Origin of the sequence: Winogradskyella sp. (assembly GCF_965228925.1) — a bacterium.
In the GTDB taxonomy this organism is placed as follows: domain Bacteria; phylum Bacteroidota; class Bacteroidia; order Flavobacteriales; family Flavobacteriaceae; genus Winogradskyella.
This window is the reverse complement of the sequence record NZ_OZ245845.1, coordinates 4,617,387-4,637,979: the sequence shown is the minus strand read 5'-3', so window position 1 is coordinate 4,637,979 and position 20,593 is coordinate 4,617,387. Positions and strand designations below refer to the sequence as shown.

General features: G+C 42.2%; 3 protein-coding genes. All 3 read left to right on the top strand.

Translation table 11 applies throughout. The features are described 5' to 3' along the window. Nucleotides 1-314: 314 nt before the first annotated feature. Nucleotides 315-7,433, top strand: a complete 7,119-nt coding sequence (locus tag ACO052_RS19270) for a BspA family leucine-rich repeat surface protein (RefSeq protein WP_422105431.1) — start codon at nucleotides 315-317, stop codon at nucleotides 7,431-7,433. 405 nt (nucleotides 7,434-7,838) lie between these two features. Next, nucleotides 7,839-12,473, top strand: a complete 4,635-nt coding sequence (locus tag ACO052_RS19265) for a T9SS type A sorting domain-containing protein (RefSeq protein ID WP_422105429.1) — start codon at nucleotides 7,839-7,841, stop codon at nucleotides 12,471-12,473. Between the two features lie 381 nt (nucleotides 12,474-12,854). Continuing rightward, on the top strand, nucleotides 12,855-20,417 hold the full coding sequence (locus tag ACO052_RS19260) for a BspA family leucine-rich repeat surface protein (RefSeq protein ID WP_422105428.1): 7,563 nt from the start codon (nucleotides 12,855-12,857) through the stop codon (nucleotides 20,415-20,417). Nucleotides 20,418-20,593 lie beyond the last annotated feature (176 nt).

Here is a 20,593-nt window from a genome sequence, read left to right as displayed (position 1 = left end):
GGAGGTTTTTATCGATAAATCCAAAACATACTACGTGCCACTACGTAATATCTTCGTAGCGGCACTTATTTTATGCTTTATCGTCGCGATATATCTTGCATTCCATAAAAAAAGAGAACTAGTTATACAATCTAAAAACCCCTTGGCAATGCCACTTTTATTTTGATTCTGACATATAACTAATGGGATGCTATGCACTTTTTTTAGCGAACTCAGAACGATCAGAATCTTCGATACGGCATTTCCTTAGAATCTGTCCTTATTAAGGCAGGAGACTTTTGACTGTGGGGCGTGACTTAAATATATAATATCCAATGAAAAGCATTAAAACCATCCGTTTATATTCTTACGATATCAAAACACTTTTGGTGCCGTTGATTTTTGTACTATTCTTAATAGCTAATACGATCCAAGCACAAAGCAATGACTTTATTGATGATGGTGAAATCCAAATGGTGGCCTATCCCGAAGGTACCGATAATCCAGCATGGGATGCCGTTAAGGATTTTACAGTGCCATCAGCCTTGGAAGGCCGATTCATAGACTTTACTGTACAAGGCGGTGATGGATCGCTTTGGCATGAATGTATGAGTTATAATGGTTGTGACAGGGATGACCAGAATGGTGGTGGAGAAGGCGTTACCATTACGATGCGGGTCGGCATAGGTTCTGGCCCTAATGAGATCCCCGTAGGGAGTACCATTCGAATGATTCTCGGACAAAAAGGGGATGAAGATTGGAAAGGCGCTGGAGGTACTGGTTTGGCATTTCGAAGACCTTTTGCAGTCCCTGGTGAAAGTAGATGGGTCATTTTAGCCGTAGCTGGTGGCGGGGGAGGAGGTTCACGTCAAAATACAGCGCGACCTGGACGAGCAGATACTGCTGGATATTGGGGGCGAGGAACCGCAACAAACGCAAATAATGGGTTTGGAGGTGAAGATGGACGTTCTAATGATGATGACTACGCCAAAGGCGGCAGAGGCTATTTGAATTCGCTCTCCGATTTTCATGAAATTGGTGAACCTGTAGGGAGCTTTGGCCGTGGCGGTGGTACCTTTGGTTTTGGCGGCGGTGGTGCTCCCGTAACTAATTCAAATGGAACAGCCGGCGGTGGTGGCGGTGGCTACTCTGGCGGCGGTGGCGGTAAGCTTACTAATTTTCATGCTGGCGGCGGTGGTGGTAGTTGGATCAATGAGGACTACGCAATATCGTCATCAATGACAGAGAATGGAACGACTACAAATCCAGATCACGGTTATATAGAATACTTACTAGTATGCCCCTTAACGGTTACGGCCGAAGCTGAAATCACGGATATTGTTACCCTCTACGATAATGATTGTGATCCTACCTTTGGTAGCGTATGGTTAAATTTTATGACCGATCCGCAATCCTTAGATTATAGTTGTAATTCAAATCTTACCTATGCCATTTACAGGCATGACACTAACAATTGGGTCTATAACGATTATGCAAATGGCAATATAGAAAAGGGAGTGAAGACCACTATATTTGTGACCTATAATGATGTGTCACTGTCTCAAAAAACCTTTGTATTTCCAGAATTTGAATGGCGCGATGAAACAGAGATATCCCTTACGACTAATAGTACCATTATTGTAGATGCCCAAGATTTAGTAAATCTTACAGGAACATCGACACCATTAATACAAAACTTTAATTTCCAATTTTTAAATGCAGACGGCAGTATTGCTGAAGGTGAACAAAAGACATTCACGGCAGGGTCATATACCCAAAACATAGGGTTAATCTCGTTTGCAGGTACCATAATTTGTCAATACGAGATGACGGTCCATATAAAGGCCCCTGAGATCGACGTTAACAATTGCACTTCTGGAATTACGGAACTTATAGAAAATATTAATCCTGTTTGGTATCGATTTAATGGGCACCATACGCAGTGGCAATCCTTCTCACCGGAAGGTTCGGGACTGATGGAGAGCCTGTATTTTGAGCTTGTCCCCGATACCTTTGACGGCTTTGAGATTCCGCAGAACGCCATCCTAAACATACACCGTGGCGAAGGCACAAGTGGAGAGTTGATCTATACGAAGAATCTTTCGGGCACTTTAGGAGCATTTAATACGATTACCATTGATGAAACCCTGTACCTAGAAGAAGACCAGACTTATACATTTGCGATTACAGATCCAACGACGACCAATTGGGGACTGACATTTTACGTTAATGATTTTTATCCTAGAGGACGTCATTTTATATGGAACGATAGAGATGTCGCTTTTCGCGTGAATATTGCTGAGGCATGCGATGAAGATACTGGTATTGTAAGCACCTACATGGAAGACACTGAAGTTGGTACTACCAATAGCAAAACCTTTACCATATCCAATACAGGTACAAATGCTTTAACAATATCCAGCATAACAACTAGTAACGCTCTGTTTACGATCGGGACGCATAGCTCAAGTATCTCTGAAGGAGACAGTACGACCTTCGAAGTGAACTTTACACCGACAAGTGAAGGTGTGCATCAGACGACGATTACTATCATGAGCAATGATTTAAATATGCCGAGCTACAGCTTTGATATTACAGGAAAAGGTATAGTACCCTTACAGCTGAGCTGTAAAGATAACTTGATCTTTACCTTAGATGAGAACGGTAGTTTAGAACTAGGCTTTGATAATATCGTAAATGTAGTAGAAGGCACTTACACTTCAAGTACCATTAACGGTTTAAGTAGCTTAGAGTTTAATGGCTGTAATACCATTGGAGATTATCCCATAACACTTGAAATAAGTACCTCTGGAGGAACTTCTATGACCTGTAATACTACAGTTCGTGTAAACCCACAAGTCACTTATCCCGATTTAGAAGATATCACACTATATTTCAACCGCGGAGGAGCACTACCAACCTACGACTATGATGTAAGTGCCTTTGTCGCGGATTGTCCCGAATTCTTAGGGGCGATACAGATAGCTGGATTACCTTCCGGTTCACAATTTCCAGCAGGGACGACGACCAATACCTTTGAAATCAGTAATAATGATATCAGTATGAGCTACTCATTTGATGTTACTGTTGTAGAAAATCCCATAGAGACTTTAATCAACCTTGAAGAAGGCGAATTGGACATCTCAGATTGGAACACCATTACCGATGATGATCAAATTACATTGTCCATATCAGGTGACGGTAACACCTTATACATAAGCAATTTAAATGGTTCGGTACAGCTCTTGGGAAGTGCCTTGTCCTATGAAGGTGATACCGGAAGCGTCGTAGCAGTGCCTATGAGTGCCATTACCAATGGCATTAAATTCAATGGACGTGATGGTAATAATGGCATAACCATCGAAGATGATCTTACACTTTCAGGCGCAGGCAATGGATTAATAATCAATGATATAAGCAATTATACGCAATTAGGAGTCTTGGATATAGAAGGTGACTTTAGCATCACTGGCGATGCAGATATTGTGATTCCCAATAGTACGTTCGACGGTACGGTAAGCCTGCAGGGAAATACCATCGATATCAAGGCTATTGAAGGCCTTACACTTGCAGCCATTACGGCCACTGGAACAGCTACTACGGATATGAACTACGTCTACAGCTACGGTGATATTTTGTTATCATCGCCCGTACAAACGGCCGGTGATTCAAATTTAACCATTCGCGGAAACATTGTACAACAAGCTTCGGATGGCATAATTACTACCAATGAATTGATTCTTGAAGGCAACTCATTTGAGACGAGCGGGTTCATTTTGGATGTTGCTGACAATAACATCAATAAACTGAGCTCGAATACCACGGACCATCGCACAAGTGGCATATTATTCAAGGACTTGGATGCGGTCGAATTAGGCATCATCGATACCGGTGCGATTTACTTTACGGCCGATACCTTTACCTTGACAGAATCGACGAATCTCACATTTAGTTTCGACAGTCTTTTAGCTGGCGGTATCAATCAAACAGCGACCAATAGCAGTTCCCCTGCACGGATCAACCATAACGGTGGCAAGTTGAGGATGTACGGTGCGACGCCATATACTTTTACAGGTGCGTTCCAATATACGGCAGTTGCGGGAACGACGACACAGATTACAAGTACGGCCGTACTAATAGACACACCGAACCATGAACAGACTTTTGGTCAGCTGGATATGTTTTTTGAGTCCTTTACGGTGGCGGCAGGTTCTATAGTTAATGTCCTGAACAAAGGCGAGTTTGAATCTTCTGGGACGGTATTGGAAGGCAATGGTATTGTCAATGGCAATATCGATATTGTTACTCAGGCAAGCCTAGATCCGGGAACCGATGCGGTTGCTGGTAACTTGACCATTAATGGCGATTTAAAATTATATACAACGTCAATCAATAGTAATAATTTCCCAATCTTCAAACCTTTTATTGAGAGCGATGTCAGCTATGATGTTTTGAACCTTACGGGAACCTTAGAATTGGACAATGTAAAATTTGAACCAACGGGCGATCCTACCATTACGGATGGCATGCAAGAGATTGTACTTATCCAAAATGATGGGACAGACCCTATTATAGGGACCTTTCACGGATTACCACAAGGCGCAACATTTATACTAGGTAATTTTGCAGGCTTAATAGACTATGAAGGTGGTGATGGTAATGATGTCTCCTTAAGAACAGATAATTCAATAGCTTTTATGACGACTTGGCAAACGGATAATCCGGGCACTTCGAACGACAAAACCATAAGTATACCCACGTCCTCTGGGGAAACTTATGATTATGTTGTTGATTGGGGAGATGGTACTATCGAAAGAATTACTACAGATGCATCTCCGTCACATACCTATGCGACTGCTGGAGAGGTCACGGTTAAGATTTTTGGTACTTTTCCAAGAATCCAGTTCAATAATAGCTTCGGAGATCGTCAAAAAATAACTGAAGTGGTACAGTGGGGTAATATCCAATGGAGCAGCATGGAGTCTGCGTTTTTAGGCTGTACCAATTTAGATGTCACTGCCATGGATTCACCAGACCTTACCAATGTAACCTCAATGCAAAAAATGTTTAGAGGGTGTACCTCGTTAATCGGAACTACAGCCTTTGATGATTGGAACGTTGCCAATGTAGAAGATATGATACAACTCTTTGCTTCTGCTTCCCAATTCAATATAAACATTAGCAATTGGAATGTTTCTAGCGTTCAATTTATGACAAATATGTTTGATTCTGCTTCGATATTTAATCAACCTATTGGGAATTGGAACACGGAAAACGTAACCCATATGGGTGGTATGTTTTCAGGTGCAGAAGCTTTTAATCAGGATTTAAATAACTGGGATGTCTCTTCGGTTGAAATAATGGCTGCGTTGTTCGCTGACGCTACAAATTTTAACGGAAATATTACAAGTTGGAATACCAATGCTGTCACCGACATGCTCAGTATGTTTTCAGGTGCAGAAGCTTTTAATCAAGATATCAGCGGATGGAATACCAGTAACGTATATAGAATGTTCAACATGTTTAGAGGAGCTGCTGACTTTAACCAACCTATTGGTATCTGGAATGTAAGCGGAGTATTAATAATGCGCAATATGTTTAGCGATGCCTTAGCTTTTAATCAGGATTTGAGCAATTGGGATGTTTCTTCTGTCAGTCATATGGGTAGCATGTTTAATGGTGCTGAAGATTTCGATCAAGACTTGAGTAATTGGAATATAGAAGGCTTAAGCACTGCTTCTTTTATGTTTACAGATTCTGGATTATCTAATGCCAATTACGATAACCTCTTGATCGGTTGGGCCACCTTAGACACAGCGGCTGGAGAAACACTTATACCTTCAAATATTAATTTTAGCGGAGGAGACAGTCAGTACTGTGCTGCAGAAGCTAAAAGACAAGAACTTATTGATACTTATGGCTGGAGCATTACAGATAATGGTCTCGATCCGACTTGTCCAACCGATATTTTGGTAGCGCCAAAAGTGTATTTACAAGGAGCCTCCATTAATCCGATCAGTGGCGAGGAGAGTTTAATGCGCGACGATCTTAGGGTCAATGGTATGTTCCCATTAAGCTCACCTTATAGCGATGGATCAATTATCGATGCCTCCGTATTGATTACAAGCGGTTCCGATGCCATTGTGGATTGGGTCTGGGTAGAACTTCGTGATCAGACCGATAACAGTATGGTCATCGATGGCCAATCGGCCCTTTTACAGCGCGATGGCGATGTGGTAGGGGTAGATGGGATATCACCCTTGGCCTTTGCCCAATCCGAAGATAGATATTATGTGGTGATTAATCACCGTAACCATATCGGTGTCATTACGGCAGCAGCACAAACCTTGAACACATCAACAAGCCTTTTGGATTTAACATCCGATCCGGCTGTTGTAGAAGGTGGAACCAATTCAGTCCTATTGTTGCCCAATGGTTTCTACGGCATGTACACCGGCGATTTTGATGGCAATGCCCAGATCCAGAATTCGGATGCCAGTGCAGTGATCCAATTAATCGGTGGCTCGGGTTACGAATACGGGGATATGGATGTCAATACGCAGATCCAGAATACAGATGTCAACGCATTGATCAATCCCAATATCGGGCGCGGCGAGCAGTTTGGCAGACCCGGAATCGCAGCGGAGCTCTTATCGAGCGATGTCACTGTGGCCTTTACCAATGCAGAGATTACCAATGATGGTATGGATGATTACTACGAGGCCGATATCGTGATATCGGGAACCACGGACTTTTATATAGGCTCGGGCCAGGTGTATCTGGAATACAATACGGCAGCCTTTGGCGAGAACGTCGCGACGAATAACAGCATAGCATACAGTCAACCGGATGGTAGTATCTTGGGCTATAGCTTTGGGGCCTTTTCACCGGCTTATAGGGACTTTGTGCAGAACGACAATACGACCTCAAGAGTGTCCCTATCCTTCCAGCAGAACATTGGGCTGGCAGGTTTGGAGACGGCACCAGAGCTGCAGATCACTTCGACGCCAAAGGTGTTGTTCCATATCAAGATCCGCTATGTGGACATTAATGCCGATGCCGATATCTGTTTCTACAGCGAAGGGGTGTTCCAGGACCAGTTCTTTACGGCCTGTGGTGGAACGGCCACGGCGGATTGTACCAACACACCAGGCGTACAGATTACCAACGATACCTATGACTGTTCAGAAGCGGGGGTAGGTACCTTGAGCATTACAAGTCTTGAGAGCGAACAAATCCTATTGTACCCTAACCCCACCAGCAGTAGTTTTAGTATCAAGGGGCTGACCACAACCAGCCAGATACGCATCTATGATGTCAATGGCCGATTGATCCTCGAGGAGCAGCGCAGTGACGACCGAGTAATAGATATGAGTCGCTACGACAATGGGGTCTATCTGGTAGAGATCAGTAATGAACGCGGTACACAGATCAAGCGCCTGATTAAGAAGTAGAATTATAATTAACGTGAGTTCGACATAAAATAAAAGAACAAATTGATGATAGTATTTTGAAAAACAGCGACTTGTCATTTCGACACTTGTGCTGAGCATGTCGAAGTAGAGCGCTCCCGATAGCTATCGGGAGAACGACGAGACATCTCATAAGTTTGAGATTCTTCCTCACAAAACTTCGCTTTATATCTTTAATCAAAATGTATTTTGATTTCGATAGTGTCTGAATGACAATAGCTCGCTTTGAAAAAACATAAAGTATTGATTATAAATATATAATATATCGAACTCACGTAAATTACATAGTAAGATACGTACCACTGCGTAATATCTCCGTACTGGCTCTTATTTGATAGAGACCGGTGCCAAGTTAACTTGTGCTTGATTTTTTTAAACTCAAAAATCATGAAAAGTACCTACAACTATTTACTAATATTTTTTTTTCTTTTTACTTCAATTCAAAATTATGCCCAATGCGATGAGATATCTCAATTAAATGGTGGTAATTCATATCCTGTAGCTAATGAAAGACCGCTTGCAGGAAATACATTTCTCGCGACTTGTACAGGGACATTGCATCAGCTAACCATTAAAACATTTTCGATAAATGGTGATCCAGATCTTCCCGTAGAATTAAAGATATATAAGGATCTTTTAGGGTCTAATCCCGTTTTACTACAAGAACTAAATGAAAGTCTACCAACTGATTCAGGTGGAGGCTATAGAACATTTTCGATAGATGTAGATGTAGTAGAAGGAGAAACCTATGCTTGGGCACTTAAAAAAAATCCCGATCAAATAGCTATAGTGCTTCGTCGATCACCAATTACCACAGATGTATATCCCGATGGGCGCTCATTTATGGAGGCTGCTGATGATCCTGGAAATTATATTCGTATTCCTGGTTTTCCTAGGTCGGATTGGTTCTTTAAGTTAGATTATCTAGACGAAACAGCGCCTGTAGCGATTTGTCAAGACATCTCAAAAAATCTGGAAAGTGACAATACAGTAAGCATTCTACCCTCAGAAATTGATAATGGCTCATATGATGACCAATCGGGTATTGTTTCATACACCTTATCACAAGATACGTTTGATTGTTCAAACGTTGGAGACAATCTGGTTACCCTTACGGTTGAAGATGCCAGCGGAAATACCGATACATGTACAGCTACGGTGACTATTGTAGATACCGTAAGTCCAACACTTACGTGCCCTGCAGATATTACGGTAACAGCTGTTCCAGGAACGCCCACGATAGTGACCTATGAGGATGTTATCGCTACAGAAGAATGTGCACTACCAACTTCAAGTGGACTCTCATATTTAGGGAGTTGGAATGGCTTTAGTTATTATTTATCAGAAGCCTTCATCCCTAGCTCCGTTGCGTTTAGTGTTGCCGAAACTTTAAATTTGAACCTGGCAACGATTACTAGTCAGGAACAGAATGATGCTTTGGTGAGCGCACTCAATGGCGTTGAAGCCTGGATAGGGTACACTGATCGCACAGTAGAGGGCAACTTTGAGTGGCATAGTGGTTCCACAGCCACCTATACCAACTGGAACCCTACCAATGGTTCACCAAATGGTGGTGGCTCCGAAGACTACGTCCAAATTAATAGCTCAGGGACTTGGGATGATCTACCTAACACATTCGCACGAAGATTCATACTAGAGCTGCCTAGCCCCATCATTCAAACTGAGGGCTTACCTTCAGGAAGTGAATTCCCTGTGGGAGAGACGACAAATAGTTTTCAGATTACGGATGCTAGTGGCAATGTGGGGACCTGCTCTTTTACCGTAACGGTAGAGCAAGCTCCAGAAACTGAGGTTTTACTTTCTGCGGGAACATTATTTATTGCAGATATCGGTACAGATTCAAACGATCAATTTGTATTCACACAATCTGCCGATGCGAATACACTTACTATTAGCAATTTAAATGCTCCAGTACAGGTTTCTTCCGGAGTTACTGTTATAGATGATACGACAGTATCTGTGCCTGTTACGAGCATTACAACAGATATTTTGGTCGTTGCAGACTTTGCAGGGAATGCGGCATTTTCAGATTCGATAACAATCACCAACGGACTTGATTTAGCAGGCACTAACAATGACCTAACAATTTCGGGTATCACTGATTTTACGCAAACGGGAACCATGAATATCGGAGGTGGTTTATTCATCCATGGAAATCCAGGTGGAACCATTTCATTAGCCACAATGAATGTACAAGGACAGCTCAATATTAACAATGTAGATGCCATCACACAAACGACTGGCCCTATTGCTATTTCCGGATTTACCAATTTACAGTCCCAGACATCGATTGGCTTAAATAATGGTTCTTTTGGAGGTGCTATCACCTTAGAGAGTGAAACTTTAGATTTTAGAGCCACTAGTGGTGATCTTACTTTTAATACGGTAACAGCTACAGGAACTGATGTAACAAATAACAATTACCTATATGCTGCAGGAGATATCAATTTTACAGATACAGTCCAGACTGCGGGGGATTCCAATATGACCCTACGGGGAAATATTGTTCAACAATCATCAAGTGGTATAATCACCACTAATGAACTTGTCATAGAAGGAAATTCATTTGCAACAAGTGCATTCGTTTTGGACCAGGCTATGAATGATGTCAATAAAATTACCTCGAATACAACAAATCATCGTACATCTGGAATATTATTGAATGATATAAACGATGTTGAAATTGGTGTAGTTAATACTGGAGCTATCTATGCTGATGCAAATACGATTACTTTTTCTGATACCAGCAATCTTATGCTTGTTTTTGATGGTGTATTAGATGGGACTATGAATCTTACAGCAACAAACCCTAGTGCCCCTGCACAGATTAATCATAATGGAGGTACGCTTACTTTGAGAGGTACAAGCTCATATCTGTTTTCCGGGGCATTTCAATATACGGCTGTTGCAAGTGCAACCTTGCAAATTACAAATGCAGAAGTGCTCATAGACACGCCAGACCATATACAAACCTTTGGAAGATTGCATATGTCTCTTGAGTCGTTTGCTGTAGCCGCAGGCTCAACGGTCAATATTTTGGATATAGGCGACTTTAAATCTAATGGAGCTTCATTGCGGGGTGATGGAACTATCAATGGTAATGTCGCGTTTAGCTCATCAGCAACGCTCAAACCAGGAACTGAAACAACGACGGGACACTTAACCATTAATGGTGATATAAAATTATTTTCTACATCTACCAATACGAATGCATTCCCCAGCTTTGCGCCTTTAATTGAAAGTGATACTAGTTTTGATACTGTAAATCTTTCAGGAACGATAGACTTAGAAGATGCAAAATTTGAGCCTACGGGTGATTTTACCGTTATAGATGGTACGCAAGAGATCGTACTTATCCAAAATGATGGAACAGACCCCATTGTAGGGACCTTTCACGGACTTCCGGAAGGTGCTAGTTTTGACTTTGGCGGTTTTTCAGGAGTCATAAGTTATATTGGCGGAGATGGAAATGATCTCGTTTTGGTTTCCGATATTTTGGTATCGCCGAAAGTATACTTACAAGGTGCTTCTATAGAGGCAAATGTTGGTGAGGAAAGTTTAATGCGCGATGATCTTAGGGTCAATGGGCTTTTTCCATTAAGTACACCTTATAGCGATGGATTGACTATCGATGCTTCCATATTGACAACAAACGGCCCAGATGCGATTGTGGATTGGGTTTGGGTAAGCTTAGTACCTGACAGTGATAGTGTTGCGCCACCATTACCAGGACCGCTAGTAGGAAATGCCAAATCAGCTTTGATACAGCGCGATGGCGATGTGGTTGATATTGATGGTGTATCACCACTTTCATTCGATATAGCAGAAGATAACTACTATGTGGTTGTAGAGCATCGTAACCATTTGAATATTCGAAGCGCAAGTACAGTAGCATTGAGTCGTACAGTGACTGAAGTTGATCTGTCCTCCGATCCTTCCATGGTTAATGGCGGGGCCAACTCCGTCCTATTGTTGTCCAATGGCTATTATGGTATGTATACGGGTGACTTCGATGGCAATGCCCAGATCCAGAATACAGATGCCAATGCGGTGATCCAATTAATCGGTGGCGCAGGCTACGAAGACGCGGATATGGACATCAATGCAGAAATCCAAAATACGGATGTCAATGCACTGATTAGCCCTAACATGGGGCGTGGCGAGCAGTTTGGCAGACCTGGAATCGCAACGGAGCTCTTATCGAGCGATGTCACTGTGGCCTTTGCCAATGCACAGATCACCGATGACGGTGTGGACAATTACTACGAGGCCGATATCGTGATATCGGGAACCACGGACTTTTATATAGGCTCGGGCCAGGTGTATCTGGAATACAACACGGCAGCCTTTGGCGAGAACGTCGCGACGAATAACAGTATAGCATACAGTCAACCGGATGGCAGTATCTTGAGCTATAGCTTTGGGGCCTTTTCACCGGCTTACAGGGACTTTGTACAGAATGACAATACGACCTCAAGGGTGTCGCTGTCCTTCCAGCAGAACATTGGGCTGGCAGGTTTGGAGACGGCACCGGAGTTACAGATCACCTCCACGCCAAAGGTCCTGTTCCATATCAAGATCCGTTATGTGGATAGTAGTGCTGATGCCGATATCTGTTTCTACAGCGAAGGGGTGTTCCAGGACCAGTTCTTTACGGCCTGTGGTGGAACGGCCACGGCCGATTGTACCAACACACCAGGCGTACAGATTACCAACGATACCTATGACTGTTCAGAAGCGGGGGTAGGTACCTTGAGCATTACAAGTCTTGAGAGCGAACAAATCCTATTGTACCCTAACCCAACCAGTAGCAGTTTTAGTATCAAGGGGCTGACCACAACCAGCCAGATACGCATCTATGATGTCAATGGCCGATTGATTCTAGAGGAGCAGCGCAGTGACGACCGTCCTATTGACATGGACCGCTACGAGAATGGGGTCTATTTGGTAGAGATTCAAGGTGAATACGGGACACATCTTAAACGGTTAATTAAGAAGTAAACCCATCAAGTATGAACAAAAGAAATCCCATGTCGAGACATGGGATATTTTATATATCCAAATTCTAAGTAGCACTACTCAAAAATTACGTATTGGCACGTATTTTTAGAAGGGTGAAGTCGCTATATCTTGCAGATGATTAATAGTGCTAATGGTTTTAAAAACCCTTAGATGTTGGTTAATAGCAAAAAGCCGTTGTGTATTCAAAAAAGGGGTAAGATACAACGGCATTAACCTCCGTGACTGAAGAGTTACGGAGGTTTTTTTATGGATAAACCCACAATTTACTACGTACTGCTACGTATATTTTACGTACTGGCTCTTATTTGATAGGGTAGGGTGTCAAGGTAACTTGCCATTGAATTTTAAAATTTAACCCCTATGAGAAGAACTACGCAACTCGTGTCTTGGTTGGTCATATGTTTTTTGTGGCAAAACCATTCAGTCTCCCAAGATTGTTCACTACCAGACAATATTCAACAACTAAACACCAATGATGTGTTTAATACATTGGAGTACGGTCAATCGTTTACGGCAACTTGTAATGGCACTATTAAGAGCATCAGAGTGTATACGGATGAAGTAACGCAAGCCGTTAATGGTCAATTAAAGTTTTATAATGAAGTACCCTTTACAGGTCCTGACCCAAATTTCACGCCTATTAATGGCACTAATGGACAAACGGTAAGCTGGAGTACAAGTTCTTCAGAAACCATGCAAACGATCGTATTATCCACACCACTAGCTGTTACTAGTGGTCAAGATTATACCTTCATTATAGAAGGCACAATAGGTAAGGTGGCCTATAGTATATTGGATTCATTTGACGATAACAGTTTAGATTATACAGGTGGGTTTTTGTTTGGAAGACAACCAAATTCGTTTCTGACGCGGTATACGGATAGAGACCTAAAATTTGAAGTTCATTATACCGATGTCATTCCTCCGGTAGCCAATTGTAAAAATGCAACCATCTTTTTAGATGCAAGCGGAAATGCGAGTTTATCACATCCGCAGATCAATAATGGATCTTCTGGCGGAGTCGCAGCCTTTCAACTATCACAAAACACGTTTGATTGTAACGATATAGGTGCTAACACCGTGACTTTAACCGTATTTGATAATGCAAGCAATAGTGATAATTGTGATGCCACAGTAACTGTTGTAGATAATATAGCACCGGTTAATCTAAGCTGTCCAGAAAATATCTCACGAGAAGAATGTAGTGACGCTATTGTCACATATGATATGCCAACATTTTCGGACAATACAGATGCGGACTGTCCTTTAACTGTCGAATTAGTCGAAGGATTCGCAAGTGGAGCCCTTTTTCCTGTCAATCAAACCACCACGGTGACCTATCGTGCTACCGATGCTGGGGGCAATACAGCAGAGTGTTCCTTTACGGTGTTTATAGGCGATACAGTTTTTCCAATATTAAACGGCATTCCAAATAACCGCACTGTAAATGCGACAGGAACCAACTGTGAAGGGTTTATTCCTTTTTACAATACCGTACAAATTGATAATTGCGGTGCAACATTAACACAAACAGAAGGCATTGCCGGTACGGGTCCTTTCCCTTTAGGTGTAACGACCAATACCTTTGAACTCGAAGATGCCGCGGGAAATATTACGACCAAAAGTTTTACAGTGACCGTCGTAGATAATCAAGATCCTGTATTTGATACCTGTCCTTCCAATGATACCTTTTTAGTGGACTCTGGACAAACCACGGCTAATATTAGCTTTACCGAACCTACGGCAACAGATTTTTGTGGAGGAGTAACGGTCACTCAAACCGCTGGATTAGCTTCAGGAAGTGATTTCCCCATAGGAGATACCTTTATGGAATTTACGGCGACTGATACTGCTGGAAACACGAGCATTTGCAGTTTTACCTATACCGTTCTAGAAACATCACCTTTAATCATTACAGGTGTTGTAAATAATTTTAGTTCTAATTCAGCTATCGAATTATATGTCGTAGATGATATTCCGGATTTAAGCCTATATGCTATTGGTGTGGCAAACGGAGGCGGTGGATCTGATAGTCAGGAGTATTATTTAACAGGTTCGGCTTCTGCTGGTGAATTTATATATTTAGCAGCGCGACCAATTCTGTTTCAAAATGTCTACGGTTTTGCTCCAGATTTCCATTTGGGTAATTCAGATGCGCTCAACCCATCGGGTGATGATGCGGTGGAGCTATTTTTTAATTCTGGGGGTGCGCCAACACTTGTAGATACCTTCGGTGATATAAATACAGATGGAACCGGAACGGACTGGGATTATCACATTAGTTGGGCTTATCGCATGAATAATTCAGGTCCTGATGGCGGATTTGAAATTAATAATTGGCGATTACCTAATGGTGACGTTTTACAATATAATGATGGGTCGACGAACGCTACCGCACTTATACCCTTTCCAATAGGGACCTATGGGCAGCCTTATGATAATACGGCACCGACGGCGGTTTGTTTAAATCCAACGGTCACGGTAGTATCTAATAGTTTTGAATTAACAGGCGATACAATAGACGGAGGTTCAACAGATAATGAAGGTATCGTGTTAAAGCTAGTAGATGACGGTTCAAACGACATCCTTAGATGCAATGATGGTGGTTCAACACAATATGATCTAACGGTTTATGACGCTGCTGGAAATAAAGCGACCTGTACATCTAATGTCAATGTGGTTATTGGACCTTCTCAAGTCATTTGTGAAGATATTACCGTAACCTTGAACCTGGAAGGCGAGGTCACAGTCAACGACTTTGATATATTCAATGGATCAGAAGGCCCTTGTATTGGAAAAGGGGCTACGCTGTATTTAACCGAAACGGATCCAGGTGCTGGAGGCGGTGGTGGCCTGTTTGCGGGAGAAACCACAACCGGCAGTCCAACAGATGATCTCTTTGATACTGGTGTGGGGCTTTACTATCAAGAATTTTCGTTTACGGTTCCTACCGATGGCCTTTATACCCCTAGCTTCAGTTTTGTGCCATCCATATCCGATGACGATGTATTTTTGTTAGCCTTAGTCTATGACCAACCTGTGGTGCCAAACTCTGGGCCTGTTGAAGATCGAACAGAGTTTTTAGAAGGCTTTTTTTATTCACCACCATCTATACTTTTAGGGGCCATTACTGGGCCTGATGATGCTGAAGTCTTTTTAAATGCAGGTACGACCTATTATATGCAGGTCGCTATAGTAAACGTAGGTGGTCCAGATATAACAGCAGTTACAGGAACTTTTGATGGTGACTTAGACGGTACACCAGGTGCTGGTCAAATGGACTCTATTACCTACACGGCTGATGACCTTGGGGAAAATACCTTGTATTTGGTAAGTATCGATGAGCTGGGGCGCTTTTCTTACTGCGAATCCACAGTTACGGTTGTGGAAAATAGATCCTTACCTATTTATATAAGTGAATACCAGCCAACAACCACAAATAGCATTCAAGAGATAGAAATATACGGAACTCCAGGTGAAGCTTTCTCGGGTGCTTTTGTTGTGATTCAAGGAAACACAGATACAGGGGAGGTCGGTGTTGTAAAAGGTCTAGAAATCTTTGGTGGGACCTTTGATGCTAACGGATTATTATTAACGACCATTCCAAATATTGCCAATCCATCACATACCGTAGTATTAACCAGTTCGTTTTCAGGAACGGTAAATGTCACCGATATCGACACAGATGATGATGGTGTTGCTGATGATTTGTCTGCATTCGGAGTGATTGTTGACGCTGTTGGCGTTGGTGATGGCAGTATATGTTGCCCTGAAGATGTATTATACGCCACTGAACTTGGAGGTGTCAATTTGCCGAATATAGGCGGATTACCTTCAGCAATATTTAGAGAAGCTACTGTCGGAGACTTTTATCAAATTTCAAATACTAGTGGCGATATATTCGATAGCTCGGGGAATCAGGTTGATGCGTCTTTATTTGATGTGATTCCTGATTCTGATGGCACATTCGGTACTATTAATCCCGCGCCCTTTGCGTCGAGTACAAGTACCTTTGTGACGACCTGGAAGACAGATAATAGAGGCAATAGCGATGATGACCAGATTACGATCTATACAGACAATACGTTAACCTATGATTATTCAATAGACTGGGGAGATGGTACTGTTCAAAGAAATGTCAGTGGCGATGTGACGCATACCTATAGTACCCTAGGTACTTATACCATAAAAATAGCAGGAACCTTCCCAAAGTTTGGATCTAATGGATCTTTCTTTGGTGATGCTGAAAAATTAATCAGTATCGATCAATGGGGCACTATTGAATGGAGCTCTTTCGAGGACGCCTTTGGGGAATGCGAGAATATGGATCTATTGGCTACGGATATCCCCAATCTATCCAACGTGACATCTATGCGAGGCATGTTCGTAAACTGTCAATCCATGGTTGCGAACGCTACCATAAACGATTGGGATGTAAGCAATGTCCAAAACATGCAATTAACGTTTAACTCTACAACTAATTTCAATCAGCCGCTGGATAATTGGAATGTAAGTAATGTCACCACTATGGAAAGTATGTTTAATGGCGCCGAATCCTTTAATCAGGATATCAATAGCTGGAATACATCTCAGGTAGAAACCATGCGATTTATGTTTACGGGAGCCTATGATTTCAATCAGTCTATTGACAATTGGAACGTGAGTAATGTGATGGATATGGGTTGGATGTTTAACAATGCCGAAGATTTTAATCAAGATTTAAATAACTGGAACGTGAGTCAAGTTCAAGATATGTTCTTTATGTTCTTAGGTGCAACCAATTTTAATGGTAATATATCCAATTGGAATCCAGCACAAGTAACGACGATGTATGGCATGTTCCAAAATGCAGTAAACTTCAATCAGGATATCTCAGGATGGAATGTCAGCCAAGTCACCGATATGGGCTGGATGTTAAATGGAGCGACACAATTTAATCAGCCTATAGGCAATTGGGATGTCTCTAACTTAGAATTGGCGAATGAAATGCTGATTGGAACCGCGTTTACATCAGAACATTACGATAGTCTACTACTAGCATGGAGCCAGCTTACGCTTCAAGACGATGTTAACTTTGGCACTGATGCCACTTATTGTCTCGGAGATCTGGCCAAACAAGAGATCATTACTAATTTTAATTGGATATTTAATGATGGCGGTTTAGATTGTGATACTGCCGATTACTTTGTCATGACATGGCAAACCGATAACCCTGGCGATTCTAGCGACACGTCAATTACCATTCCTACATTTCTGGGAGAAACCTATAACTATCAGGTCGATTGGTCCTATGACGGTGTTACCTTCAATGTCGAAGATGCGAACGTTACCGGGGATATCACACACGATTATGGAACGCCAGGAACGTATACCGTTGCCATTAGTGGGACCTTCCCAAGAATTTATTTTGATGATGGAGGCGATCACGATAAGATCTTAACCATTGAACAATGGGGATCTATCCAATGGACGTCTATGGAAGGCGCATTTGATGATTGCGCCAATTTAAATATTACCAATCCAACTATCGATACGCCGGATCTTTCAAACGTGACAAGTTTGAAAGATATGTTCAGTGACTGTTTGTCCTTTAATGCCAATATAGAAAATTGGGATGTGAGTAATGTTGAGATTTTTGATGAAATGTTCTCTACCTGTATCGTATTCGATCAACCCTTAAATGGCTGGGCCATGACAAGTGCGACCAGCCTGTCCTACATGTTCTATGAAGCGGAATCATTCAACCAGCCACTAAACGGTTGGGTGACAACTAGTGTGACAAATATGGAAGGAGTATTTGCTTCGGCCTTGGCCTTTGATCAAGACCTCAACAATTGGAACACCTCAAATGTAACCTCTATGTATGAAATGTTTGATGCTGCTGAGGTTTTTGATGGTGATATATCAACATGGAATGTCAGTAATGTTGAAGACATGGAAGCCTTATTTGATGGGGCTTATTTATTCAATCAGGACATATCTAATTGGAATGTTGGTAATGTTCAAGACATGACAGATATGTTTGCTGGAGCAGAAGCGTTTAATCAAGACATCTCGGGTTGGAATGTGAGTAGTGTAACCAATATGTATCGAATGTTTAGAGGCGCAGATGATTTTGATCAAAATTTAGGTGCGTGGGATTTAACGAGTATTGTTGATATAGGTTTTCATGATGGTATGGAAGATATGTTTGGTTCAGGGCCAGGGGGCATTCAAATGTCATTGGCTAATTATGATGCGACTTTAATCGGTTGGAATACCGATAGTAGTGGCCTTGATGGTGATGGCATCGACGATATCCCACAAAATGTCACTTTCGGTGGAGGAAAGAATAAGTATTGCAACAGTGAAGTTGAACGTCAGAATTTAATAGACACCCATGGTTGGGCGATAAGCGACAATGGTTATGATGGAAGTTGTCTGCTAAGTGCCGTAGTGTCCCCAATAGTGTATTTACAAGGCACGGCTATTAATCCAAACTCTGGCGAGGAAAGTTTAATGCGCGACGATCTTAGAGTCGATGGACTTCTACAAACTACGTCACCTTATGGGGATGCGGCCATAGCAGAGGCCTCAGTGTTCGCAGTGGCGGGCAGCGAAGCTATCGTAGATTGGGTTTGGGTAGAACTCCGTGATGAAAGCGATAGTGATGTCGTCATCGATGGCCAATCGGCGCTATTACAACGTGATGGTGACGTAGTAGCCACGGATGGTTTTTCACCAGTAACATTCCAACAACCCGAAGGCAGTTACTTTGTTGTTGTTAATCACCGCAACCATGTGGGGATTATCACAGCCACAACCCAACCCTTAACGTCAACGACAAGCCTTGTCGATTTAACGGCCGATCCTGCAAGCGTAGAGGGTGGCACCAATTCAGTTATTCTCTTGCCCAATGGCAAATACGCTATGTACTCAGGTGACTTTGATGGTAATGCACAGATTCAGAATTCCGATGCCACTGCGGTAATCCAATTAATCGGTGATTCGGGTTATCAGAATGCCGATTTGGACCTCAATACGCAGATTCAAAACTCGGATGTCAACGCCTTTATCAATCCTAATATTGGCCGTGGTGAGCAGTTTAGCAGACCTGGAGTCTCAACAGAGTTCTTATCGACCGATGTCACTTTGGCCTTTGCCAATGCCCTGATTACGAATGATGGCGTAGACGATTACTATGAGGCCGATATTATGATATCTGGAACAACGGACTTTTATGTAGGATCGGGACAGGTGTATCTCGATTATAATACGGCAGCCTTCGGGGAGAACGTGTCGACCAATAATAATATAGAATATAGCCAACCCGATGGTACGATATTAGGTTATAGCTTTGGGGCCTTCTCTCCGGCTTATAAAGATTTTATACAGAACGATAATACCACTTCCAGAGTGTCCCTGTCTTTCCAGCAAAACGTTGGCCTAACTGGACTGGAGACAGCACCAGAGTTGGAGATTACATCAACACCAAAGGTGTTGTTCCATGTTAAGATCCGCTATGTGGACAGCAGTGCGGATGCGAATATCTGTTTCTATAGCGAAGGGGTATTCCAGGATCAGTTCTTTACGGCCTGTGGTGGTGCGGCCACGGCAGATTGTACCAACACACCAGGTGTACAGATCACCAACGATAGCTATGATTGTTCAGAGGCGGGTGTAGGTACCTTAAGCATCGCAAGTTTTGAGACCGATCAAATTTTATTGTACCCTAATCCAACTAGTAGTAGTTTTAGAATTAAGGGGCTGAGTACAATAAGCCAAATACGTATTTACGATGTCAACGGCCGATTGATATTAGAGGAGCAGCACAATGACGACCGAGCAATAGAAATGAATGGCTATGCTAATGGTGTTTATTTCGTTGAAATTGAAAGTGAACACGGTATGTTGATTAAACGATTAGTAAAGAAGCAAATTTAAGTTTAGACGAAATGAAATCCCATGTTATGACATGGGATTTCTTATAAATGACCAAAAGCTAAGTAGTACTACCCAATTATTAAGTATTGTCACGTATTTGTCGTAGACCTGAATCCATATACTTTGCACTTGGATTAATAGTTCTAATGGTTTTAATCCTTAGATATATTGGTTAA

Excerpts from the sequence above, each read along its gene's own strand:
- ACO052_RS19270 (WP_422105431.1), top strand. The coding sequence starts at position 315 with ATGAAAAGCATTAAAACCATCCGTTTATATTCTTACGATATCAAAACA.
- ACO052_RS19265 (WP_422105429.1), top strand. The coding sequence starts at position 7,839 with ATGAAAAGTACCTACAACTATTTACTAATATTTTTTTTTCTTTTTACT.
- ACO052_RS19260 (WP_422105428.1), top strand. The coding sequence starts at position 12,855 with ATGAGAAGAACTACGCAACTCGTGTCTTGGTTGGTCATATGTTTTTTG.